Source organism: Leucobacter alluvii, from assembly GCF_039530485.1.
GTDB lineage: Bacteria > Actinomycetota > Actinomycetes > Actinomycetales > Microbacteriaceae > Leucobacter > Leucobacter alluvii.
On record NZ_BAAAOP010000012.1, the window covers coordinates 23,782 to 47,323 of the forward strand.

Here is a 23,542-nt window from a genome sequence, read left to right on the forward strand (position 1 = left end):
TACATCAATCTTGCAGGCATTGCACGAACGAGAGGAAGTCGCTTTGGCGGAGCGCACGGAGACCACCAATCAAGCTGGTCCCGCAGGAGATTTCGGCGCGAATGCGTGGCTGGTGGACGAACTCTGGAAGCAGTTCCAAGTCGACAAGAACTCGGTAGACCGGTCATGGTGGCCCGTTCTCGAGAAGTACGGCGCCGCTCAGGCGGGTGAGGCGAAGACGCCGGCTCCCTCCGGCGGTGCGGCCCCCGCGACGAGCCCGATCACCACTCCGACGCAACCCGCGAGGACGACGAAGGCGGCGCCGCGCGTCGCTCCGATCCCGGCCGACGCCCCGAGCACGGCGCGCAACACGAACGCCGAGCAGGAGGCGCCCGAAGCCGATCAGGTGACCCCGCTCAAGGGCATGGCCCGAACGCTCTCCAAGAACATGGACCAGAGCCTGGCGGTGCCGACGGCGACGAGCGTGCGCACGATCCCCGCGAAGCTGCTGATCGACAACCGCATCGTCATCAACAACCACCTGCGCCGCAGCCGCGGCGGCAAGGTGTCGTTCACCCACCTCATCGGCTGGGCCCTGATCCAGACGCTGAAGGAGTTCCCGAGCCAGAACGTCAGCTACGCGGAGGTGGACGGCAAGCCCTCGATCGTCACGCCAGCGCACATCGGGCTCGGCATCGCGATCGACGTGCCGAAGCCCGACGGCACCCGCTCGCTGCTGGTCCCGTCGGTGAAGCGAGCCGAATCGCTCAACTTCAACGAATTCCTCTCCGCCTACGAGGACCTCGTGAAGCGAGCCCGCGACAACAAGCTCGCGGCCGGGGACTTCCAGGGCACCACGATCTCGCTCACCAATCCCGGCGGCATCGGCACGGTGCACTCCGTCCCCCGCCTCATGCAAGGCCAGGGCAGCATCATCGGCGCCGGCGCCCTCGAGTACCCCGCTGAGTTCCAGGGCGCGTCGCAGGAGACGCTGAACCGGCTCGGCATCTCCAAGACCATCACGCTCACGAGCACCTACGACCATCGGGTCATCCAGGGCGCCGGTTCCGGCCAGTTCCTGAAGCTCGTGCACGAGCGCCTGATCGGCAAGCACAACTTCTACGAAGAGATCTTCGCCGCACTGCGCATCCCGTACAAGCCGGTGCAGTGGGCCTCCGACATCCATGTCGACATCGTCGGCGCGGTCGACAAGTCGGCGCGCGTGCAGGAGCTCATCAACTCCTTCCGCGTGCGCGGCCACCTCATGGCCGATGTGGATCCGCTCGAGTACGTGCAGCGCACCCACCCCGACCTCGAGATCGAGTCCCACGGACTGACCTTCTGGGATCTCGACCGCGAGTTCGCCACCGGAGGCATCGGCGGCAAGCGCACCATGCCGCTGCGCGACATCCTCGGCGTGCTGCGCGACTCGTACTGCCGCAAGATCGGCATCGAGTACATGCACATTCAGGATCCCGCGCAGCGGCTGTGGCTGCGCGATCAGCTCGAAGTGCCCTACGCGAAGCCGAGCCACGACGAGCAGATGCGCATCCTCGAGAAGCTCAACGAGGCCGAGGCCTTCGAGACCTTCCTGCAGACGAAGTACGTCGGCCAGAAGCGCTTCAGCCTGGAGGGCGGCGAGACCGTCATTCCGCTGCTCGACGCGATGCTCATCGATGCGGCGGAGGACGGCGTCGACAGCGTCGACGTCGGGATGGCGCACCGCGGCCGTCTGAACGTGCTCTCCAACATCGCGGGCAAGACGTACGGACAGATCTTCCGCGAGTTCGAGGGGGCGCAGGCGCAGAAGGCCGGATCGGGCGATGTCAAGTACCACCTCGGCACTTCCGGCGTCTTCACCGCCCCCAACGGCACGCAGGTGCCGATCCATCTTGCGGCGAATCCGTCGCACCTCGAAACGGTCGACGGCGTACTCGAGGGCATCGTCCGCGCGAAGCAGGACTTGAAGCCGATCGGCTCCTTCACCACCCTGCCGATCCTGATCCACGGCGACGCGGCGATGGCCGGCCAGGGAATCGTGTACGAGACGATGCAGATGTCGCAGCTGCGCGGCTACCGCACGGGCGGCACCATTCACATCATCATCAACAATCAGGTCGGTTTCACGACGCTCCCACTCGATTCCCGTTCGACGGCCTACTCCTCGGATATCGGCAAGGTCGTGCAGGCGCCGATCTTCCACGTGAACGGGGACGACCCGGAATCGGTCGTGCGCGTCGCGAAACTCGCCTACGAGTTCCGTCAGCGCTTCCACATCGACGTCGTCATCGACCTCGTGTGCTACCGCCGTCGCGGCCACAACGAGGGCGACGACCCCTCGATGACCCAGCCGCTCATGACCGACCTCATCGAGGCGAAGCGCTCGACGCGCCGCCTGTACACGAGCGCCCTCGTCGGACGCGGTGACATCACCGAGGAAGAGTACGACAAGGCGAAGCAGGATTTCCAGGATCGGCTCGAACGGGCGTTCCAGGAGACCCATGCCGCTCAGACCGGATCGATCCCGGTCATGGACACGAGCGGCATCGCGGAGGTCTCGGAATCCGGCGGCCGCTCCGAGCAGCAGCTCGAAACCGCGGTGGATCGCACGGTCATCGAGCGGATCGGCGATGCGCACGCCAACAAGCCAGAAGGCTTCATCGTGCATCAGAAGCTGCAGCAGCTCCTCAACAAGCGTCTGGAGATGAGCCGGGAGGGCGGCATCGACTGGGGCTTCGGAGAGCTGCTGGCGCTCGGCTCGCTCCTCATGGAGGGCACTGCGGTGCGCTTCGCCGGTCAGGATGCGCGGCGCGGCACCTTCGCCCAGCGGCACGCGGTGTTCCACGATCGCGCGAACGGACAGGAGTGGATTCCGCTGCTCAACCTTTCCGAGGAGCAGGCGCGGTTCTGGATCTACGACTCGCTGCTCTCCGAGTACGCCGCGCTGGCCTACGAGTACGGGTACTCGCTGCAGCGAGAGGATGCGCTCGTACTCTGGGAAGCGCAGTTCGGAGACTTCGCGAACACCGCGCAGGCCGTGATCGACGAGTACATCGCCGCTGCCGAGCAGAAGTGGGGCCAGCAGTCCTCCGTCGTAATGCTGCTCCCCCACGGCTACGAGGGTCAGGGACCCGACCACTCCTCCGCGCGCATCGAGCGGTACCTGCAGCTGTGCGCTGAAGACAACATGATCGTCGCCCGCCCGTCGACGCCGGCGAACTACTTCCATCTGCTCCGGCGACAGGCGTACGCCCGTCCGCGCAAACCGCTCATCGTGTTCACGCCGAAGTCGATGCTGCGCCTGCGCGGAGCGACGTCGAAGGTGGAGGACTTCACCGAGGGCTCGTTCCAGCCAGTGATCGACGACCCGGCGATCACCGAGCCCACGAGCGTGGAGCGCGTGCTCCTCGTGTCCGGCAAGGTCTACTACGACCTGCGATCCGCTCTCGAGAAGCGCCCCGACCCGCGCGTCTCGGTGGTTCGCGTCGAGCAGTTCTACCCGATTCCGGCGACGCAGCTGGGTCGCGTGCTCGCGCAGTACCAGGGCGCCGAGATCGTCTGGGTGCAGGACGAGCCCGAGAACCAGGGCGCGTGGCCGTTCATCTCGCTCGAGCTCTCCAAGAAGCTCGCGAACGACCGCATCCGCGTGGTTTCGCGTGCGGCTTCGGCAGCGCCCTCGACGGGCTCGGCCAAGGTGCACGCGGTGGAGCAGGAGGAGCTCATCTCCCGCGCGCTGCGCTTCGACGGCGACGCCTAGGAGTTCCAGTGCACCAATCGCTGATCGGGGACTCGCCGAGTGCGACCGGCGGCTCGGTGAGCCCCCAGATCAGCGGTATCGCGCAGAAGATCGCGTCCGCGATCTCCGTCGGCATGCCGTCGACAGCAATCGCGCATCTCATCCCGAGACGCGTGACAAGAACCTACTCCTACATGTTTTATTCATCAAGTATGAACTTGCAAGTTTCTCGAGCAATCGCGAATATTCCCTCTATTCATTCACGCATGAATGAATTACTCGGGCGCGCTCGACGCGGGCGCGCGCCCCAGCAGGGGCGGCGGCGAGGCGGCTCACCGGCACTTTCGGAACCCTCGTGGGAAGATGAGGGTCCGACCGTATGAACGGCGTGCGCACTGCGCCGCTCTGGACTCCGAGGAGCCCGCATGCCCACCCCCGACGCCGAGCACGAGCGCGATTCGTCGCTCGTCCCTCTCAAACGACCCCTGAGCCTTCGGGAGACGGTGCTGGAGCAGTTGCGCACCGCGATCATCACCGGCCGCCTCGCAGAGGGCGAAGTGGTTTCCGCCCCGGCGCTCGGCGTCACCCTCGGCGTCTCGGCGACGCCGGTCCGCGAGGCGATGATGGACCTGGCCCGCGAGGGGCTGGTCGAAACCCTGAAGAACAAGGGATTCCGCGTCACCACGATGAGTGAGAGCGACCTCGACGACCTCGCGCAGATCCGACTCCTGCTCGAGCCGCCCGCCATGCGACTCATCGCCGGCCGCGTTCCCGAGGCGGATCTCCCCAAGCTCCGGAGTCTCGCCGACGCCTGCTTGGAGGCGACGGATCGCGGCGACCTCGAAGAATACCTTCGCATCGACCGGGAGTTCCACGCGCTCGTGCTGAGCTATACCGGCAATGCCCAACTCGTGGAACTCGCCACTTCCCTGCGGCGCAGAACCCGCCTGTACGGCATCGGCACGCTCTCGCGCGAGGGGCGGCTGGCCGACTCCGCCAGAGAGCATCACGAACTCATCGACCTCCTCGCCACCGGCGATGGCGCCGGCGCCGAGCGCGTGCTCGCCCGGCACGTCTCTCACGCACGCACGCTGTGGGCGACGGGACGCGATCAGCCCTGATCCCGTTATTGGTCAGGTGCCCATTAGACTGGGGCGACGTCATTTTTTCACACGAGGGAGTATCGATGACCACCTGGCGCATGCCGATCGAGGGACACGAGCAGGAGCGACTCTGGTTGGCCTGGCCGACCAGCGGGTACACCCTCGGAGACACCGAGGCCGAAGCCGAAGAGGCTCGCACGACCTGGGCGGCCGTCGCGAACGCCGCGAGCGAGCATGAGGCGGTGACGGTCGTCGTGAACCCGGGCGATGAGGCCGTTGCGGCCCGCTACCTCTCCTCCCAGGTCGAGCGCATCGTCGCACCCCTGAACGACGCTTGGATGCGCGACATCGGGCCGAGCTTCGTCATCGGAGACGATGGTCGGCTCGGCGCCGTGAACTTCGTCTTCAACGGCTGGGGCGGCCAGGAGTGGGCGCAGTGGGATCACGACCAGCACATCGGCCGCATCGTCGCGGAAGCAGCCGGCGCGGAACTCATCGACTCCGAGATGACGAACGAGGGCGGCGGCATTCAGGTCGACGGAACCGGCCGCGTGGTCATCACGAAAACCGTGCAGCTCGATCCCGGTCGCAACCCGGGTTGGACGCAGGAGCAGGTCGAAGCCGAACTGGAGCGCACGATCGGCGCGACCAGCGCGCTGTGGCTCCCCCGAGGTCTGACCCGGGATCACGATACCTTCGGCACGCGCGGCCACTCGGACATTCTCGCCGCATTCACGAGCCCCGATCTCCTGCTCATGCACCGACAGGATGCCGAGTCGCACCCCGACCACATCATCGCGCGCACGAACCGCGACGTGGCCGATCGCTATCGCGACGACACGTCGGCGGGCTTCGACATCATCGATCTCCCCGCACCGGAGACGCTGCAAGACGACGAAGGCTACGTCGACTACAGCTACATCAACCACGTCGTCATCAACGGCGCGGTGCTCGCCTGCGCATTCGAAGATCCGGCCGATGATCGCGCCCTGGCGATTCTGCGCGAAGCCTACCCGGGACGCGAGGTGATCGGTCTCGACGCGCGCCCGCTCTTCGCTCGCGGCGGCGGCATCCACTGCATCACGCAGCAGCAGCCGAAGACGAAGTAGTTCCGAAGGCGGTGCGGGATGGGGTGTCGGACGCATACCCCTCCCGCACGCCTCACGGCGCAGCCGTGCGCGAGTGCCCTCCCCCCGATTCGAGCAGCACCGCCTCCTCGCGAAGCGCATCGCGCACGGCGGTGAGCGCAGGGTGCCCGTGCGCCGAGGCGCGGGCCGCCGTGAACACCGTTCGTTCGGGGTCGTCGGCCAGGTCGACCAGACGCATGGCTCGTGAGGCCCCGGCATGCAGCAGGCCGGGAAGCAGCGCCACCGCGTTTCCGGTCTCGATGAGACGCACGTGGGCCTGCATATCCGCCGTCTCGTATCGCACGTCGGGCTCGAAGCCGGCGCTGCGACAGGCCTGCAGCGCCCAGTGCCGCGATGCGGCTCCCTCGGGCTCGAGCACCCACGGCAGTGCGGCGGCATCGGCCAACCGCTCGACGTCGTCGAACGCGGCGACCCCGACGCCCGGCAGCGGCAGCCCCAGGCGAATGCGGTCCGTCACCAGCGGTTGCCGGTCGAGCCCGGGGAAACGCGGAGCGGCGTGCCCCGGGTACTGCTCGGCGATCACGAGGTCGAAGCCGCGGGTCCAGGTCTCCTCGAGGCCGGCCTCGGGTTCGTGCTGCACCATCTCGATCCGCAAACTGGGGTGCGTGTCGCGCAGCCGCCTGAGCACCTGGGGCATGAGCGCGAGCAGTGCGGTCTGAAACACCGCGACACGCACGGTGCCGCCGACCTCCGCGTGCGCGCGGTGCAGTGCGGCCTCCGCGCGCTCGAGCCCGGCGAGCAGTTCGTGCGTCTCGCCGACCAGCGCTTGAGCGGCCGGCGTGAGCTCGAGCGTCCGACCCGTCCTGCGCAGCAGCGGCACCCCTGCTTCACGCTCGAGCAGCGCCAGCTGCTGCGATATCGCAGAGGGGCTGTAGTTCAACGCCTCGGCCACCGCGGCGACGGTGCCCCGGGAGTCGAGCTCCCACAGCAGGCGCAGCCGTTTCATCTCGAGCATGGGCGCTCCTCGGAATCGGAAGTTGTGCTTCACACTATTCCACAGAAACCGTTGCTGTACTGCACGCTTCCCGCGCGGGAGACTGGACGGGACGAGCCCAGAGCGCCGCATCGACGCGACGCCGCGTCCCATTCCCCGTCCAGAGAGGCCGACCATGAGCACCGCCGACGACATTCGCCCCCAGGAACTCGCGGATGAGGCGATCTCGCTCGTCCGACGCTGGCTGGCGGAGGCCGCGGAGATCCCGACCGACGCAGCGGCAGCGCGCCTCGCAGGCGTGCTCCGCGACCCGAACGGGCTCGACTTCACGGTCGGGTTCGTCGACGGCGTCGTGCGCCCGGAAGATCTCGCCGTCGCCGCGAAGAAACTGCGCGAGCTCGTGCCCATGACCCCCTCCTTCCTGCCCGCGCCGATGCGAGGAGCGATCGGCGCCGGCGGCGCTCTCGCCGTCCCGCTCCCTGGCGTCGTGGTGCCGATCGCGCGGCGCGTGCTGCGACAACTCGTGAGCCACCTGATCATCGATGCCAGCGACGCGAAGCTGGGGCCCGCGATCAGCAAGATCACCCGCGACGGCGTGCGACTGAACATGAATCTGCTCGGCGAGGCCATCCTCGGCCAGGGCGAGGCCGAACGTCGCCTGGCCGGCACGCATCGACTGCTCGCCCGCGACGACATCGACTACGTCTCGATCAAGGTCTCCGCGACCGTCTCGCCGCACAACCACTGGGCGTTCGACGAAGCGGTCGATCACATCGAGCAGCAGCTGCTCCCGCTCTTCGAACGCGCGGTTCACGCTTCCCCGCAGAAGTTCATCAATCTCGACATGGAGGAGTACAAGGACCTCGATCTCACCCTCGCGGTCTTCACCCGCCTGCTCGACCGGCCCGAATTCGCGCACCTGGAGGCCGGCATCGTGCTGCAGGCGTACCTGCCCGATGCGCTGGGCGCGATGATGCGGCTGCAGCACTGGTCCGCCCAGCGCGTAGCGCGCGGCGGTGCTCCGATCAAGGTGCGCGTGGTCAAGGGTGCGAACCTCCCGATGGAACTCGTCGACGCCGCGATCCACGGCTGGCCGTCGGCGACCTGGCCGACGAAGCAGGCCTCGGATACGGGATACAAGGCGGTGCTCGACTACGCGCTCCACCCGGACCGCGTGCGCAACGTGCGCATCGGCGTCGCCGGCCACAACCTCTTCGACGTCGCACTCGCCTGGCTTCTCGCGCAACGTCGTGGCGCGACGGAGGGCATCGAGTTCGAGATGCTGCTGGGCATGGCCACGGGACAAGCCGAAGCCGTGCGACGCGAAGTGGGGCATCTGCTGCTCTACGTGCCGGTCGTGCACCCCGAGGAGTTCGACGTTGCCATCGCCTATCTCATCCGTCGTCTCGAGGAGGGAGCGAGCACCGAGAACTTCATGTCCGCCGTCTTCGAGCTGCACGACCGTGCGGAGCTGTTCGAGCGCGAACGAGAGCGCTTCTCGGCCTCACTCGCAGATCTCGAGGCGATCACCGCAGACGGAGATCCGGAGCATTACCGGGTGCCGTCGCCGAATCGCACTCAGGATCGCGGCGCCGAGTCGGACGCACCCGTGCCTGAGCGTCTCGCCGATCCAGCGACCACCGCACGCATCGAGCAGCGAGTGGCTGCGGGCGCCGAGGGATTCCGCAATACACCAGACACCGACCCAGATCTCCCCGGCAACCGCGCGTGGGGTCGGTCGATCGCCGAACGCATGATCGACTCCGACCTGGGCTCGGCGACGGTCGCGGCTGCGCGCATCACCGACGCCGGTGCGCTCGACGCCGCGGTCGAACGCGGGCGCGCGGCGTCATCCGGGTGGCAAACGCTCGGCGCCGACGAGCGGGCGCGGATCCTGCACCGCGCCGGCGAGGCGCTCGAGGCGCGACGCGGCGAACTGCTCGAAGTCATGGGCGCCGAGTGCGGCAAGACGCTCGACCAGGGCGATCCCGAGGTGTCGGAGGCCATCGACTTCGCGCACTACTACGCGGCGCTCGGTCAAGACCTCGAACACGTCGACGGCGCCCGATTCGTGCCGCAACGACTCGTCGCGGTGATTCCGCCGTGGAATTTTCCGGTGGCCATTCCCGCAGGAGGAGTGCTCGCCGCGCTCGCGTCGGGTGCGAGCGTCATCATCAAGCCTGCGGCGCAGTCCGCGCGCTCGGGCGCGGTGATGGTCGAAGCGCTCTGGGAGGCCGGAGTACCGCGCGATGTGCTGCAACTCCTGCAGTTCGGCGACCGCGAACTCGCATCCAGCTTCGTCTCCGACCCGCGCGTCGATCGGCTGATCCTGACCGGCGCGTACGAGACCGCCGAGACCTTCCGCGCCCTCCGCGAGGACCTCCCGATCCTGGCCGAGACGAGCGGCAAGAACGCCATCATCGTCACGCCGAACGCGGACCTCGATCTCGCCGCCCGCGACGTCGCCCAGTCGGCGTTCGGGCACGCCGGCCAGAAATGCTCGGCCGCCTCACTCGTCGTACTGGTCGGCTCCGTCGCGCGATCCCAGCGATTCCGCGGGCAGCTGCTCGATGCGGTGCGATCGCTGAAGGTCGGCACCCCCAATGCGCTCACCAGCCAGATGGGGCCGCTGATCGGCGCGCCGACGGGCAAACTGCTGCGCGGACTCACGGAACTCGAACCCGGCCAGCGCTGGGCCATCGAACCGAAGCCGATCCTCTCGGATCACCCGCTCGCCGTGGATCGACACGGCGACGCCAAGCTCTGGTCGCCCGGAGTGCGCGACGGGGTGCAGCGCGGCAGCGAATACCACCTCACCGAGTACTTCGGCCCGATCCTCGGCATCATGACCGCTGAGACGCTGGAGGAAGCGATCGACATCGTCAACGACATCGAGTACGGGCTGACGAGTGGACTCCACTCGCTCGACCGCGACGAGCTCGAACACTGGCTCGCCCGCATCGAGGCGGGCAACCTGTATGTCAATCGCGGCATCACCGGGGCCATCGTGCGGCGGCAGCCCTTCGGGGGCTGGAAGAAGTCGGCGATCGGTGCTGGCACGAAGGCCGGCGGCCCGAGCTACCTCTACGGCCTCGGCGACTGGGTCGATGCTGCGAGCACGGCACCGCTTCGCGCTCCGCTCCCGGCCGCGGCTCGCCTGGTCACCGCTGCCGAGCAGGCGGGAATCTGCGGCGCTGACCTCGCCTGGCTGCGAGCCGCACTCGGTTCGGACGCCGTGGCGTGGGAGCAGGAATTCGGCGCTCGCCGCGACGCGTCCGGCATCGGCGTCGAGCGCAATGTGCTGAGATATCTGCCGACCTCCGTCGTGATCCGCGCGGCCGCCGATGCGCAGCCCGCGCGGGTGCTGCGCGCGGTCGCCGCGGGAATCGGAGCCGGGGCGAAGCCGCAGCTCAGCACACCGGTCGCCCTACCCGCCCCGATCGTCGCTGCGCTCGAAGCAGTGGGAGTGCGCATCGCCTTCGAGGACACCGCCGCTTGGAAGGCCCGCGTGGCCGCGCTCGCGGCGCGCCGGGGCCCGCATTCCGGCGCGCGGGTGCGCATCGTCGCCGAGGAGTCGCGAGCGGACGTCGTCCGCGAGGTCGCAGCCGCGGCTCAGGGCAAGCCCGACATCGCGGTCTACGGGGGGCCCGTCGTGGGCGCCGGGCGAGTCGAGATGCTGCCGCACCTGCGCGAACAGGCCGTGTCGATCACCGCGCACCGTTTCGGTACGCCCAGCCGGTTGAGCGAGGGGGTCATCTGATGCCGAACGGAATCGCGACGACCGACTATCACACGGCCGGAGAACCGTTTCGCATCGTTCACGCCGATGCGCCGGTGCCGGACGGAGTGACGGTCGCCGACCGTCGCATCGCCGCGATGGCAGACGATGCGGGAGCCGACAGCGTGCGCGGGCTCCTCTGCCGGGAGCCCCGCGGCCATGCCGACATGTACGGAGGATTCGTCGTCCCGCCAGACCCGGCCGATCAGGATGCAGCGCACTTCGGTGTTCTCTTCTGGCATCAGGACGGCTTCTCGACCGCGTGCGGTCATGGATCCATCGCGCTGGGGGTCTGGGCGACCGATACCGGACTCGTGGAGAGCGATCCGGATGGTGTGACCGACGTGCGGATCGACGTTCCGTCGGGGCGTGTCGTGACCTCGGTCGAGCGTTCGGAGGGGCGTCTCGTCCGTGCGACATTCCGCAACGTCGCGTCGCACGTCATCGCACGCGACGTCGAGATCTCGACCTCGCGAGGACGCGTTCGAGTCGACCTCAGCTTCAGCGGGGCGATCTACGCGTCCGTGCGCGCGTCCGACGTCGGCCTGTCGGTCTCACCCGAGCACTACTCCTCCCTGGTCGATTTCGGGCGAGAGGTCAAATGGGTGCTGAACGATGCCCCGGAGGCCCAGCACGCAGCCGATCATCGGCTGTCGGGCGTCTACGGAACGATCCTGTGGGACGATCTCGGCCACGGCGATGCCGGGCCGCGACAGCGAAACGTCACGGTGTTCGCCGACGGCGAGGTGGATCGTTCGCCGTGCGGTTCCGGGACGGGCGCGCGAGTCGCCTTACTCGCGGCGTCAGGCGAACTCGCCGCGGACGAAGTACTCGAGCACCGCTCCATCATCGACACCGCGTTCGAGGCGCGATGGGAACCGGCGATGGATCACCCCGAGGCCGTCATCCCGCTCGTATCGGGCACGGCGCATCGCACCGGTGAGCACCGCTTCTTCCTCGACTTCGACGACGACCTCGGCCGAGGCTTCGTGCTGCGCTGATCGCAGCTACGCGACTCTGCCGCACCAGTCCGGACCCGCCCACCGGCTCCACCCCCGGGCGGAAATCGCAGTTGACGGACCCGCCCCCGAGCATGGTACCGTGTGCAATGTCACACTGCAGTGACTCGATCGCAGCCCGAAAGGACCCCCATGACCGAGCAGAAGCCCTGGCACGGCGTCATCGTCGCCACCGCACTCCCCTTCACGGACGACCTCTCGGTCGACTACGACGCCTATGCCGAGCACGTGGCCTGGCTCGCCGAAAACGGCTGCGACGGCGTCGCCCCGAACGGCTCCCTCGGGGAATATCAGAACCTCACCGAAGCCGAACGCGCGCAAGTCGTCAAGACCGCCGTCGAAGCAGCACCCGAGGGCTTCACCGTCATGGCCGGCGTCGGCGCCTACGGCGCCCTGCAATCGGCCCACTGGGCCGAGCAGGCCGCCGAGGCGGGCGCTCAGTGCGTGATGCTGCTCCCGCCGAACACCTACCGAGCCAACCACGAACAGGTGAAGCACCACTACGCCACGGTCGGCAAGGTCGGCCTGCCGATCGTCGGGTACAACAATCCAATCGACACCAAGGTCGACCTCGTGCCCGAACTCATCGCCGACATCCATGCCGCCGGCAACATGGTGGGCGTCAAGGAGTTCTCCGGCGATCCCCGCCGCATCTACGAGATCAAGGAGCTGGCCCCCGAGATCGACATCATCATCGGCACCGACGACACCGTGCTCGAAGTGGGGCTCGCCGGCGCCGTCGGCTGGGTGTCGGGGTACCCGAACGCGATTCCGCAGTCGTGCGTCGAGCTCTACCGACTCTGCACGTCGGGCGACTACGCAGACCTCGAGCGCGGCCAGCAGATCTACCGCGACCTGCACTCGCTGCTGCGCTGGGATTCGAAGACGCAGTTCGTCGAGGCGATTAAGCTGTCGATGGACATCGTGGGTCGCAAGGGCGGCGCGAGTCGCCCCCCGCGCCTCGCGCTTCCACAGGATGTCGCGGACCGGATCGTCGCCGATACCCGGGCCGCCATCGCCAAGGGCTACGACAGGTAGCGCGAGGCGAGCACGCAGTTCCAGGGGCAATGCGGCCTCGTTCACTGAAAGGGCGCACATGCGTACGAGTCACGTCTATCACGCCGTCGATTCGCATACCGAGGGCATGCCGACACGGGTCATCACCGGGGGCGTCGGCGTGCTGCCCGGTGACACGATGACCGAGCGGCGCCTCTGGTTCATGGAGCATCGAGACGACGTGCGTCAGCTGCTCATGTTCGAGCCGCGCGGGCACGCGTCCATGAGCGGCGCGATTCTGCAGCCGCCGACGCGCCCCGACGCCGATTGGGGCGTGCTCTACATCGAGGTCTCCGGGTGTCTGCCGATGTGCGGGCACGGCACCATCGGTGTCGCGACCGTGCTCGTCGAGACGGGAATGGTCGACGTCACGGAGCCCACGACGACGATCCGGCTGGATACCCCGGCTGGTCTCGTCGTCGCAGAAGTGGCCGTCACCGACGGGCACGCCGACCACGTCACGATCACGAACGTGCCGTCGTTCGCCGAGCGCCTCGGCGCGATCGTGGCGGTGCCCGGCCTGGGCGCGGTCGGCTACGACCTCGCCTTCGGCGGCAACTTCTACGCCGTCGTCGAGCTCGAACGGCTCGGCATCGAGTGGCATGAGGATCGCCGCAACCAGAGCGAGCTGCTCGCCGCAGGCCTGTCGATCATGGATGCCATCAACGCGACGGCCGAGCCCGTGCACCCCGAGCGCCCCGACATCCGCGGGGTGCACCACGTCTATCTGCAGGCACCCGGCTCGACGGCGCAGCACTCCCGCCACGCGATGGCGATCCACCCGGGCTGGTTCGACCGCTCCCCCTGCGGCACGGGAACGAGCGCCCGCATGGCGCAGCTGCACGCCCGCGGCGAGCTGCCGCTCGACACGGAGTTCATCAACGACTCCTACATCGGTTCCCGTTTCCACGGCACGCTCATCGCCGAGACCGAGGTCGGCGGTCGCCCCGCGGTCATCCCGACGATTCGAGGTCGCGCCTGGGTGACCGGCACCGCCCAGTACTTCCTCGACCCCAGCGACCCGTTCCCGAACGGCTTCCTCCTGTGAGCGGCGCATCGGCAGCGCTGCCCTACTTCACGGCTGCGGACATCACGCGGCTCCTGCCGATCCCCGACGCCATCGCGGCACTGCGCGCTGCGCTGCGCGACGACGTCGATCCCGAGCGCGACGCGCCGCGCCTGTTCAGCGACTTTCCCGGAGGCGAATTCTTGCTGATGCCCGCCCAGGGAACCCGATTCAGCGGGTTGAAAGCCCTGACCGTGGCGCCTGAGAACCCCGCTCGCGGTCTCGCGAAGATTCAGGGGGTGTACATCGTGTACTTGTCAGACACCGCTGAGCCCCTCGCGATCCTCGAGGGAGCCTCCCTCACGGCGATCCGCACCCCCGCGGTCGCGCTGCTCGCGGTGCAGCATCTCGTGGCGATCGCGCCGCCCGGAGGTGAGCCCGCGCCTCATCCGCGCATCCTCGTGTTCGGCGCCGGAGTGCAGGCGGCAGCGCACATTCGGGCCGCCGCCACCGCGTTTCCCGACGCGACGTTCGACGTGGTCGGCCGCCGACCGGAGCGAGTGGATACGATGATCGAAGCACTCTCGGGTGCGGGCGAGACCCGCGGAGTCTCCATTCGCAATCGCACCGGCAGCGCGGAGGCCGCGGTACCCGAGGCCGACATCATTCTGTGCACCACATCGACGAGCACGCCCCTGTTCGACGGCGCTCTGGTCGCCGAGCACGCCGTCGTCGCCGCGAACGGGACCCACGGCACGGACAAGCGCGAACTCGATGACGCGCTGATCGAACGCTCCGATCTGGTCGTCGAAGGCCGCGCGTCCGCGCAGCGTGAGAACGGAAATCTCACCGCCCTCGACGCAGAGGTGTGGGGCAGCGCCAGTGCGCCCGCCAACCTGCGGGATCTCGTCACCGGCGACATGCGGCGCACCCCCGGCCGCCCCGCGGTGTTCACCGGCGTCGGCATGGCTTGGGAGGACTTGATCTGCGCGTCTGCGGTGCTCGAATCCGCCTCCCGGAGGGACGCGGCGCCTCCACGGGCCGAGGGAGCGTCGTGATGCCGACGTCCGATCCCGCCGTCGCCGTTCGCTCGACGCCCGCCGTCGAGCGCGTCGCGCGACCCCGGTACCTCCGCGAGACGGTCCTCGAACGGCTGCGCACGGCGATCATCACCGGAGAGCTCGCCGAAGGCGCGCTCTTCTCAGCGCCGATGCTCGGGCAGGCACTCGGCGTGTCCGCCACTCCCGTGCGCGAGGCGATGATGGATCTCGCCCGTGAAGGCCTCGTGGAGACCGTGAAGAACAAGGGCTTTCGCATCACGCGCATGTCGGAAGACGACCTGGACGACCTGGCCCAGGTCAGACTGCTGCTGGAGCCCCCCGCGATGCACCTCGTCGCCGGTCGCGTCACCGACGTGGAGCGCACGGCACTCCGCGAGGCCGCCGAAGCGTGCGCAGCGGCGGCAGAACGCGAAGATCTGCAGCAGTACCTGCAGTTCGATCGCGCATTCCATGCCCGACTGCTCTCCCTGACGGGGAATCAGCAGCTCGTCGCTCTCGCGACCGAGCTGCGTCTGCGCACCCGCATGTACGGGCTCATCGCCCTTGCACGGGACGGACGGCTCGCAGCCTCGGCGCAAGAGCATCACGATCTCGTCGAGCAGCTGCACCGAGGTGATGCGGACGCAGCCGAGCATCTGCTCCGTCAGCACATCGGTCATGCACGGGCGCTGTGGGCGACGGGGACGGAGAGCGGCCCGAGCGCCGACGAACTGACGCGGAGGCGGGACACGTGACGCGGGGCCCATCCGACGTGCTCATCATCGGAGCGGGAATCATGGGGTGCGCCACGGCGTATTTCGCAGCCCGAGCCGGCCTCTCGGTGACCGTGCTCGAACGGGAGCTCCCGGTCAGCGGTTCGACTTCCCGGTGCGAGGGCAACATCCTCATGAGCGACAAGGAGCTCGGCCCCGAGCTCGAGCTCACCCACTACTCGCTCGACATCTGGCGCGGCGAACTCGCCGAATTCGGGCGCTTCTGGGAGTTCGAGGCGAAAGGCGGCATCATCGTCGCTTCTCGCGAGTCCAGCCTGGCCTCGCTCGAGCGCTTCTCCGCCAGTCAGCGCGCGTTCGGGATCCGGTCGGAGCGTCTGGATCCCGGAGCACTGCGCGAGTACGAGCCGCTCGTGACCGATCGTGCGCTCGGAGCCGCGTACTACCCGGACGACTGTCAAGTGCAGCCGATCCTCGCGGCTGCCACCTTCCTCCGGCTCGCCCGCGGCCTCGGCGCCGAGCTGGTCACCCGCGCGCCGGTGACCGCGCTGCTGCGCGATCGCGACCGGGTCGTGGGTGCTCGAACCCCCAGGGGGGATTTCAGCGCGGCCCACATCGTGAACACGGCGGGCGCCTGGGCCGGCAGCATCGGCGACCTCGCAGGAGTGCGGGTGCCCGTGCTGCCACGACGGGGATTCGTTCTGGTCACCGAACCGCTGCCGCCCCGCGTGCACCACAAGGTGTACGCCGCCGAATACGTCGACAACGTCGGAAGCGCGGACGCCGGCCTGCAGGCCTCACCCGTCGTCGAGGGCACGCCGGCGGGCACGATTCTGATCGGTTCGAGTCGGGAGCGCGTCGGGTTCGACCGAACCGTCAGCGTGCCGGCGCTGCGCTCCATCGCACGGAACGCGATCGAACTGTTCCCCTTCCTCGCAGGTACGCGCATGCTGCGGCACTATCACGGGTTCCGGCCCTACTGCCCCGATCACCTGCCCGTGATCGGCCCTGATCCTCGCGCGCCCGGCCTCTGGCACGCCGCAGGCCATGAGGGCGCCGGCATCGGACTCGCCGCTGGCACCGGAAAGCTCCTCGCCCAGGCGCTCTCCGGCGACGCTCCCGAGCTCCCCCTGCACCCCTTCCGCCCCGAACGCTTCGATGAGGAGGTATCGGCATGACACGGCGATCCCGTCGCGCCGCAGCCCGCCCCGATCCCGCTCCCGAGGAAGCGGCCGGGGATGTCGTCGCCGCGTTCGACGGTGCCCCGATCTCCGCGCCCCGCGGCGCGAGTATCGCTGCTGCCCTCATCTCCTCCGGCCGTACGTCGTGGCGCAGCACGCGCGACGGCGAGCGCCGGGGCATCTTCTGCGGCATCGGCGTGTGCTTCGATTGCCTGGTCGAGGTCGACGGGGAGTCGGGACAACGCGCCTGCATGATCCCCCTGCGCGCTGGCATGGACGTCCGCTCGGCCACCGGAGCATCGACTCCCGAATCGGGCGGAGAGGCACCCGCGGGGCTTGACGCCGCTCCGCCCGCTGACACGCGCACGGCCGGCGGAGGACACGCATGAGCGACCAGACCGGCCTCGCGGGAAGCGATCCGATCGCGCCACCGCTGCGCCGCACGGCAGCGCAGCCGCACGCCGACGTCGTCGTCGTGGGAGCGGGACCCGCCGGGCTCGCTGCGGCTGCCACCGCGTCCGAGTCGGGGGCATCGGTCATCGTGATCGACAGTGCTGAGCAACCTGGAGGCCAATACTGGCGGCACCGCAGTGAGGCCGCCGGTGACGACGACGGCGCGCTGCATCACGGCTGGCAGGAGTACCTCGCGCTGCGCGCGCGGTTCGACGCTGGAATGGGTGCCGGTGCGATCCGCTACATTCCCGCGACGAGCGTGTGGATGGTGCAGCGGACGCCCCCGGCTTCGCCCGATGCGGCGCCCTGCTTCACGCTTCGGCTGGCTCCCTCGTACGGGCCGGGCGCGGGCGCCGCGACCACCGTTCGGGCGCGCACGCTCGTGCTCGCGACCGGAGGGTACGATCGGCAGATCCCGCTTCCCGGCTGGCACCTCCCGGGCGTGATGGCAGCCGGGGGCATACAAGCCTTCATCAAGCAGAACGGCGCCTTGCCGGGTTCCCGTTTCGTCATCGCAGGCACTGGCCCGTTCCTCCTGCCCGTCGCTTCGAACATCGCGCACTCGGGGGGTCTCGTCACGTCCGTCCTCGAATCATCGTCGCTCGTCGGCTGGCTCCCTCGAGCGCATCGCGCATTCGGCGTCCCCGCAAAGGGCGCCGAAGGGGCGGAGTACATCGCCACCTTCCTGCGTCGACGCATTCCGTATCGACGCCGCACGGTCATCACCGAGATTCTCGGAGACTCCCATGTGGAGGCCGTGCGCACCGCGCGGATCGGGCGGTCGGGGGAAGTAGAGCCGAAGAGCTCCCGCATCATCGAGGACGTCGACGCCGTCGGCCTGGGATGGGGCTTCACTCCGCAGCTCGAGCTTCCCGTGCAATTGGGGGCCCAGACGAGGCTCGACGCGGACGGCTCACTGGTGGCGGTCGTCGACCAGAACCAGCGATCCTCCGTGCCGGGGCTCTTCCTCGCGGGTGAACTGACCGGGGTCGGCGGCGCAGTGCTCGCGGTACTCGAAGGCACCGTCGCCGGCCGGGCGGCCGCCGCAGACGCAACCGGTGAGATCGGGAGCGCGACGACGGCGGAGCTTCGGGCGATGCGGCGTCAACGCTCGTTCGCGGAGGCGATGCATCTCGCGCATCCGGTACCCGAGGGCTGGGAGCAGCGCCTCCACACCGACACGATCGTCTGCCGATGCGAGGAAGTGCGCTACGGCGCCCTCTCCCACGCCCGCGAAGTGCTCTCGGGCGAGGACTCCCGCACGCAGAAGGGTGTGACGCGCGCCGGGATGGGCTGGTGCCAGGGTCGTGTCTGCGGATACGCAGTCACCTGCATCGCCGGAGCGCCCGCTCCCACTCGGGCGGGCGCACGGGATTCCGCCGCGTCTCTTGCACAGACGAATCACCGGCCGATCGCGCAACCGATCCCGCTCTCCGCACTCCTCGACGTCGAGGAGTGAGCGGGATCGGCCGCGCCCAGCGCTCCTAGGCCCCCAGGTACGCCTCGATCACTCTCGGGTCCGCGGCGAGTTCCGCCGCCGACCCCTGCATCGTCACGCGCCCTGATTCGAGCACGTAGCCCCGATGCGCGATCTTCAGAGCCGCCCGCGCGTTCTGCTCGACCAGGAGCACCGTCGTGCCCTGGGCGTTCACGCGCTGCACGATCTCCATGACCTGCTTCGCGATGAGCGGCGCCAATCCCATCGAGGGCTCGTCGAGCAGGAGGAGCTTCGGTCCGCCGACGAGTGCCCGCCCGAGCGCGAGCATCTGCTGCTCACCGCCGGAGAGCGTGCCGCCCTGCTGCCCGCGACGCTCGGCGAGCCTCGGCATGAGCTCGTAGGCCTCCTCCGCTCTCCGCGCGATGACCTTCTGGTCCTTCACGAGGTAGCCTCCGAGCAACAGGTTCTCGTGCACCGTCATCGTGGAGAAGATGCGCCGCCCCTCGGGAATGTGGAGCAGCCCGGCTCCGACCGCATCCCAAGGCTGCATGCGCAGGAGGTCGTGATCCCCCCAGCGCGCCCGGCCCGTCTTGGCGCGCACGAGACCGGAGATCATCGACAGGGTCGACGTCTTTCCGGCTCCGTTGTTCCCGAGGAGCGACACGATCTCTCCCTCGCGCACGGTCAGACTGAGGTCGCGCAGCGCGTGCACGCGGTGGTAGTACAGGTCGATGTTCTCGAGCACCAAGTCGCTCATGCGTCCTCCTCTTCGCCGAGATACGCGGCGATCACCGCGGGGTCTTGCTCGATCTGCTGCGGGGTGCCATCGGCGATCTCGGTGCCGTAGTTCAGCACGACGATCCGCTCAGAGACCTGCATCACGAGCCCCATGTCGTGCTCGATCAGCACGATGCTCACGCCGAGATCGCGAATCCTGCGGATCAGGTGCATCAGTTCGATCTTCTCGCTGTGGTTCAGGCCGGCGCCGGGCTCGTCGAGCAGCAGCAGCTTCGGCTGGGTCGCGAGCGCCCGCGCGATCTCGACGCGCCGCTGCTCGCCGTACGGCAGCTGGGTCACCAGCAACTCGTCGTCCGCCCGAAATCCCACGAAGTCGAGCCAGCCGCGCGCATCCTCCGCGCACTGCGCTTCGCTGCGGGTGTAGCGCGGCGTGTGCAGCATCGCGTCGAAGACGTTCTGACGCAGATGCGCGTGCATCGCGGTCTTCACGTTGTCGAGCACGCTCATCTCCTTGAAGAGCCGCACATTCTGGAAGGTACGAGCCATTCCGAGCTGCGTGACCGCCGACGGCTTGCGCCGCGCGATCGACTCTCCGTCGAAGACGACCGTGCCCCGGTCGGGCCGGTAGAAGCCCGAGATGCAGTTGAACGCGCTCGTCTTCCCCGCTCCGTTCGGCCCGATCACGGAGACGATCTCGCCCTCGTGCACGGAGAACGAGAGACCGTCCACGGCTTTGATCCCGCCGAACGATACCGCGAGGTCAGCGACTTCGAGCAGCACCCGCGCGTTTCCGCTCGGCCGAGCCCCTGTCTCGGTCAGCTGTGAGGTGTCGCTCATCGTCGTCCCTCCTCGTCATTCGGTGCTGTTGCAGGGTCGCTGGCGGGGCTGCCGGTCGTGTCACCCGCGTTCTCGACGACGCCCACCACGCCGACGCTCTCCGTCGGCGGCACCTCTGGAATCTGCCGCTTCTTCAAGAACGGCAGTACGGCGTTCGCCGGCCAGATGCCCCGCGGGCGGAAGATCATCGCGACGACGAGCAGCACGCCGAACAGGAGGAAGCGCCACTCGCTGAACTCGCGGAGGAACTCGGGGGCGAGCGAAACGAAGAGCGCCCCGATGATGACGCCGGGCGTCGAGCCCATCCCGCCCAGCACGACAGCCATCAGCACGAGCGCCGAGTACAGGAATTCGAAGCTGTTCGGGGCGATCGCCGAGAGATGGCCGGCCATCAGCGTTCCGGCGAACCCGCCCCAAACCGCGCCGATGATGTACGCGAGCAGCTTGGTCGCATACCCGTTGATCCCCATCGCCTCGCTCACGTCTTCGTCGTCTCGCACCGACTTCCATGCGCGGCCGAGCTTCCCTCTGCCGAGGCGCGAGACCGCCACAACGGCGACCCCGATGCCGACGAAGAGCACGAAGTAGTAGAACAGCACCTTGGCATTGAAATGGATCCCGAGGATGTCGAGGCCGTCGGAGAACGACCACCCGAAGAACGACCACGTCGGGATGCCGTGGATGCCGCTCGGGCCGCCCGTGATCTGCAGATTGTTGGCCGTGATCCGAATGATCTCACCGAACCCGAGCGTCACGATCGCGAGATAGTCGCTCCGCAGGCGCAGGGTCGGGCCCCCGATGATGACGCCGGCGAGGATGCAGGCGATCACCACGAATGGAATCGTCTCGAGCATCGAGAGCCCGAACTGCGTCGTGAGGATCCCGCTCGTGTAGGCGCCGACGGCCATGAACGCGATGTACCCGAGATCGAGGAGTCCCGCGTAGCCGACGACGACGTTCAAACCCATCGCGAGGACGATGTAGATGAAGGCCGAGGTGAGGATCGAGATGATGTACGGCGTCGCGGTGACGAACGGGAGGATCGCCGCCGCGGCGAAGAGCACGATCCCGAGCACCTTCATGAAGCGTTCGGGAGCGAGAAGCCCGCGGATGGCCGGCGGGCGTTCGAGCGTGGGTTTCGGCGCCTGCAGGCGCGGAGTCTTCGGTCGGGCCATGGTCATACCCTCTCCACGACGCGCTCGCCGAGAATGCCGGTCGGTTTGAATACGAGGAACAGGATGAGGAAGCCGAATGCGAAGACATCGCGCCACTGACCTCCGAGAAAATGAGTGCCGAAGGATTCGAGGAGCCCGAGCACGACGCCGCCGAGCATCGCGCCGTAGAGGTTCCCGATGCCGCCGATCACCGCCGCGGTGAACGCTTTGAGGCCGATAACGAACCCCGTCAGGAAGTCGATGGTGCCGTAGTACGCGGCGGCCATCACCCCCGCGGCTCCCGCGAGCGCCGAACCGATGAAGAATGTGCGGGAGATGACTCGGTTCACGTTGACGCCCATGAGCAGGGACGCCTTCTGATCGAGGGCGATCGCGCGCATCGCGCGGCCCTCCCGCGAATGCATGACGTAGCGTTGCAGCAGGAACATGAGGATCGCGGCGACCAGCATCAAGACCAGCTGCGGCATGGTGATCCGCGCGCCGAGGACCTCGACGGGGGCGCCCTGGAGCCGGATCGGGAAGACGAGCGGGCTCGCCCCGAAGATCTGACGCACGGCGTACTCGAGGGTGAACGAGACGCCCACCGCCGTGATCAGTGCGGCCAGGCGCGGACTTGACCGCAGCGGACGGTAGGCGATGCGCTCGATGAGCACGCCGATTCCGCCGGTGAGCAGCATCGTGATGAGCAGCACGAGCAGCAGGATGGGGATCGAGCCGAGGCCGAACAGCCCCGTGAAGCCGCCGAGCACCACGAACGCGAGGAACGAGCCGAGCATGTAGAGATCGCCGTGCGCGAAGTTCAGGAGTTTGATGATGCCGTAGACCATGCTGTAGCCGAGTGCGACGAGCGCGTAGAACGAGCCGACGAAGAGCCCGTTCCAGATGAGTTGGAACATGAATGCCTTCCCTGGGTTGCCGATGCGTGATGAGCCGGACGAACGGCGCACCGTCCGTCCGGCTGCTCATCGCTAGCCCTGCAGGTCGTCCTTCAGCACGAACGCGCCACCGTCACCGGTCGGCTCGACGATGACGAAGCCGCCTCCCTCTCGGGAGCCGTCGTCAGCGAACGTCAAGTCACCGGTCAGCAACGGGAATCCCTCGAGCTCATCGAGCGCGGTCGTCACGGCTTCGAATTCGGTACCACCGGCCTCGGTGAAGGCCTCGGCCATCGTCTTCACCGCCTCATACGTTTGAATCGAGTACGGCCCCGGAGCGGCCCCGCCCGACACCTCCTCGTAGTCGGCGATCCACGCGTCGCCGCCTTCGAGCATGTCGGGGGTCTTCGTGAACGTGCCCACCACGTTCTTGATGCTCTCGTCGCCGGCGATCGCGGCGAGCTGCGCGTCGACGGAGCCGTCGCCGACGAGGATCGGACCGTCGTAGCCTGCGCCGCGGAGCTGATTCACGAGCAGACCGCCGGCCTGGTAGTACCCGCTCCACACGATGAAATCGGGGTCCGCACCCAGCACGCTGTTCACGTTGGCCGAGAAGTCCTTCTCGTCAGGATTGACCGACTCCCGCTTCGCGATCTCGAACCCTTCGGCCTGCTCCTCGACGGAGTCGGCGAGGTCGACCGAGTAGTCGGTATTGTCGTCGATCACTGCGACACGGGCGGCACCGACCGATTGGATGTACTCCACGGCTGCTTCGGCCTGCTGCGCGCCGGTCCCGTTGATCATGAAGGCGCCCTGTCCGACGAGCTGGTTCGAGTTCGCGGCGGGGATCACCATCGGCACCTGCGCGTCGGTGAAGACCGGGATCGTGGGCAGTGTCGCACCGGAGCAGTATCCGCCGACCGAGCCCTTCACTCCCGCGGTGACCAGCTTGTTGGCCGCTGCGACAGCCGCTGTCGGATCGCAGCCGTCGTCTTCGGTGACGAGCTCCAGATCACGACCATCGATGCCGCCATCCCCGTTGACCTCGTCGATCGCGAGCTGAGCCCCGAATTTCATGTAGTCGCCGAATGCGGCCTCCTGACCGGAGAACGGTGCGAGCATACCGATCTTGATCGGACCATCCTCGCTCCCCCCGTCGTCGCCGTTGCCGGCGAGACCGCCCGAGCAGCCGGAGAGCGCGAGCCCGAAGGCGAGCGTGAGAGCCCCGGTGGCGGCGAGCCGTGCTGATGCTGAACGTCGTGAAGACATCAAGACTTCCTTTCGTGGATACGTCATTGAATCGCTGAAAGTGCAG

General features: G+C 68.1%; 18 protein-coding genes. 12 read left to right on the forward strand and 6 right to left on the reverse strand.

Annotated elements, in window-relative coordinates:
• Positions 1-43 precede the first annotated feature (43 nt).
• From ABFX18_RS11330 to ABFX18_RS11340, 3 genes are all read left to right on the forward strand, one after another.
• Positions 44-3,736: a multifunctional oxoglutarate decarboxylase/oxoglutarate dehydrogenase thiamine pyrophosphate-binding subunit/dihydrolipoyllysine-residue succinyltransferase subunit gene (locus tag ABFX18_RS11330; RefSeq protein WP_346058375.1), complete on the forward strand. Its 3,693-nt coding sequence runs from the start codon at positions 44-46 to the stop codon at positions 3,734-3,736.
• Between the two features lie 404 nt (positions 3,737-4,140).
• A complete protein-coding gene (locus ABFX18_RS11335) occupies positions 4,141-4,836 on the forward strand; it encodes a GntR family transcriptional regulator (RefSeq protein ID WP_346058376.1) in 696 nt (231 codons plus the stop codon).
• Between the two features lie 65 nt (positions 4,837-4,901).
• On the forward strand, positions 4,902-5,927 hold the full coding sequence (locus tag ABFX18_RS11340) for an agmatine deiminase family protein (RefSeq protein ID WP_090147575.1): 1,026 nt from the start codon (positions 4,902-4,904) through the stop codon (positions 5,925-5,927).
• A 52-nt stretch (positions 5,928-5,979) separates the two neighbouring features.
• Here the strand turns inward: ABFX18_RS11340 and ABFX18_RS11345 are convergent, their stop codons facing one another.
• Complete coding sequence (locus ABFX18_RS11345) at positions 5,980-6,921, reverse strand: LysR family transcriptional regulator (RefSeq protein ID WP_346058377.1); 942 nt, start codon at positions 6,919-6,921, stop codon at positions 5,980-5,982.
• Positions 6,922-7,075: 154 nt separating this feature from the next.
• Here ABFX18_RS11345 and ABFX18_RS11350 point away from each other — a divergent pair, with 154 nt between their 5' ends.
• The 9 genes from ABFX18_RS11350 to ABFX18_RS11390 all read left to right on the forward strand — a co-directional run bounded on the left by ABFX18_RS11350 (position 7,076) and on the right by ABFX18_RS11390 (position 18,623).
• Positions 7,076-10,660, forward strand: coding sequence for a proline dehydrogenase family protein (locus ABFX18_RS11350; protein WP_346058378.1), 3,585 nt, complete (start codon positions 7,076-7,078; stop codon positions 10,658-10,660).
• Positions 10,660-11,679, forward strand: coding sequence for a proline racemase family protein (locus ABFX18_RS11355; protein ID WP_346058379.1), 1,020 nt, complete (start codon positions 10,660-10,662; stop codon positions 11,677-11,679). The genes ABFX18_RS11350 and ABFX18_RS11355 overlap by 1 nt, the downstream gene beginning before the upstream one ends.
• Before the next feature lie 150 nt (positions 11,680-11,829).
• Positions 11,830-12,735: a dihydrodipicolinate synthase family protein gene (locus tag ABFX18_RS11360; protein WP_090147568.1), complete on the forward strand. Its 906-nt coding sequence runs from the start codon at positions 11,830-11,832 to the stop codon at positions 12,733-12,735.
• A gap of 58 nt (positions 12,736-12,793) precedes the next feature.
• Positions 12,794-13,801, forward strand: a complete 1,008-nt coding sequence (locus ABFX18_RS11365; protein WP_346058380.1) for a proline racemase family protein — start codon at positions 12,794-12,796, stop codon at positions 13,799-13,801.
• Positions 13,798-14,817: an ornithine cyclodeaminase family protein gene (locus tag ABFX18_RS11370; RefSeq protein ID WP_346058381.1), complete on the forward strand. Its 1,020-nt coding sequence runs from the start codon at positions 13,798-13,800 to the stop codon at positions 14,815-14,817. The genes ABFX18_RS11365 and ABFX18_RS11370 overlap by 4 nt, the downstream gene beginning before the upstream one ends.
• Entirely contained in the window at positions 14,817-15,554 is a 738-nt protein-coding gene (locus ABFX18_RS11375; RefSeq protein WP_346058382.1) for a GntR family transcriptional regulator, read from the forward strand. The genes ABFX18_RS11370 and ABFX18_RS11375 overlap by 1 nt, the downstream gene beginning before the upstream one ends.
• Positions 15,551-16,708, forward strand: a complete 1,158-nt coding sequence (locus tag ABFX18_RS11380; protein ID WP_346058383.1) for an NAD(P)/FAD-dependent oxidoreductase — start codon at positions 15,551-15,553, stop codon at positions 16,706-16,708. The genes ABFX18_RS11375 and ABFX18_RS11380 overlap by 4 nt, the downstream gene beginning before the upstream one ends.
• Positions 16,705-17,100, forward strand: coding sequence for a (2Fe-2S)-binding protein (locus ABFX18_RS11385; RefSeq protein WP_346058384.1), 396 nt, complete (start codon positions 16,705-16,707; stop codon positions 17,098-17,100). The genes ABFX18_RS11380 and ABFX18_RS11385 overlap by 4 nt, the downstream gene beginning before the upstream one ends.
• Complete coding sequence (locus ABFX18_RS11390; RefSeq protein WP_346058385.1) at positions 17,097-18,623, forward strand: FAD-dependent oxidoreductase; 1,527 nt, start codon at positions 17,097-17,099, stop codon at positions 18,621-18,623. Before ABFX18_RS11385 ends, ABFX18_RS11390 begins: the two co-directional genes overlap by 4 nt.
• A 25-nt stretch (positions 18,624-18,648) precedes the next feature.
• On the opposite strand, the gene ABFX18_RS11395 is transcribed toward ABFX18_RS11390, so the two are convergent.
• The 5 genes from ABFX18_RS11395 to ABFX18_RS11415 all read right to left on the reverse strand — a co-directional run bounded on the left by ABFX18_RS11395 (position 18,649) and on the right by ABFX18_RS11415 (position 23,496).
• Positions 18,649-19,359: an ABC transporter ATP-binding protein gene (locus ABFX18_RS11395; protein WP_090147553.1), complete on the reverse strand. Its 711-nt coding sequence runs from the start codon at positions 19,357-19,359 to the stop codon at positions 18,649-18,651.
• Positions 19,356-20,177, reverse strand: a complete 822-nt coding sequence (locus ABFX18_RS11400) for an ABC transporter ATP-binding protein (protein WP_346058386.1) — start codon at positions 20,175-20,177, stop codon at positions 19,356-19,358. The genes ABFX18_RS11395 and ABFX18_RS11400 overlap by 4 nt, the downstream gene beginning before the upstream one ends.
• Complete coding sequence (locus ABFX18_RS11405) at positions 20,174-21,358, reverse strand: branched-chain amino acid ABC transporter permease (RefSeq protein WP_346058387.1); 1,185 nt, start codon at positions 21,356-21,358, stop codon at positions 20,174-20,176. Before ABFX18_RS11405 ends, ABFX18_RS11400 begins: the two co-directional genes overlap by 4 nt.
• The gene (locus ABFX18_RS11410) at positions 21,355-22,248 is read right to left on the reverse strand and encodes a branched-chain amino acid ABC transporter permease (RefSeq protein WP_346058388.1); all 894 of its coding nucleotides are present in this window, start codon (positions 22,246-22,248) and stop codon (positions 21,355-21,357) included. Before ABFX18_RS11410 ends, ABFX18_RS11405 begins: the two co-directional genes overlap by 4 nt.
• 72 nt (positions 22,249-22,320) lie before the next feature.
• A complete protein-coding gene (locus ABFX18_RS11415; RefSeq protein WP_346058389.1) occupies positions 22,321-23,496 on the reverse strand; it encodes a branched-chain amino acid ABC transporter substrate-binding protein in 1,176 nt (391 codons plus the stop codon).
• Between the last annotated feature and the right edge of the window lie 46 nt (positions 23,497-23,542).

Coding starts and splice junctions, on each gene's coding strand:
- ABFX18_RS11335 (WP_346058376.1), top strand. CDS start 4,141: ATGCCCACCCCCGACGCCGAGCACGAGCGCGATTCGTCGCTCGTCCCT.
- ABFX18_RS11340 (WP_090147575.1), top strand. CDS start 4,902: ATGACCACCTGGCGCATGCCGATCGAGGGACACGAGCAGGAGCGACTC.
- ABFX18_RS11345 (WP_346058377.1), bottom strand. CDS start 6,921: ATGCTCGAGATGAAACGGCTGCGCCTGCTGTGGGAGCTCGACTCCCGG.
- ABFX18_RS11350 (WP_346058378.1), top strand. CDS start 7,076: ATGAGCACCGCCGACGACATTCGCCCCCAGGAACTCGCGGATGAGGCG.
- ABFX18_RS11355 (WP_346058379.1), top strand. CDS start 10,660: ATGCCGAACGGAATCGCGACGACCGACTATCACACGGCCGGAGAACCG.
- ABFX18_RS11360 (WP_090147568.1), top strand. CDS start 11,830: ATGACCGAGCAGAAGCCCTGGCACGGCGTCATCGTCGCCACCGCACTC.
- ABFX18_RS11365 (WP_346058380.1), top strand. CDS start 12,794: ATGCGTACGAGTCACGTCTATCACGCCGTCGATTCGCATACCGAGGGC.
- ABFX18_RS11375 (WP_346058382.1), top strand. CDS start 14,817: ATGCCGACGTCCGATCCCGCCGTCGCCGTTCGCTCGACGCCCGCCGTC.
- ABFX18_RS11385 (WP_346058384.1), top strand. CDS start 16,705: ATGACACGGCGATCCCGTCGCGCCGCAGCCCGCCCCGATCCCGCTCCC.
- ABFX18_RS11390 (WP_346058385.1), top strand. CDS start 17,097: ATGAGCGACCAGACCGGCCTCGCGGGAAGCGATCCGATCGCGCCACCG.
- ABFX18_RS11395 (WP_090147553.1), bottom strand. CDS start 19,359: ATGAGCGACTTGGTGCTCGAGAACATCGACCTGTACTACCACCGCGTG.
- ABFX18_RS11400 (WP_346058386.1), bottom strand. CDS start 20,177: ATGAGCGACACCTCACAGCTGACCGAGACAGGGGCTCGGCCGAGCGGA.
- ABFX18_RS11405 (WP_346058387.1), bottom strand. CDS start 21,358: ATGACCATGGCCCGACCGAAGACTCCGCGCCTGCAGGCGCCGAAACCC.
- ABFX18_RS11410 (WP_346058388.1), bottom strand. CDS start 22,248: ATGTTCCAACTCATCTGGAACGGGCTCTTCGTCGGCTCGTTCTACGCG.
- ABFX18_RS11415 (WP_346058389.1), bottom strand. CDS start 23,496: ATGTCTTCACGACGTTCAGCATCAGCACGGCTCGCCGCCACCGGGGCT.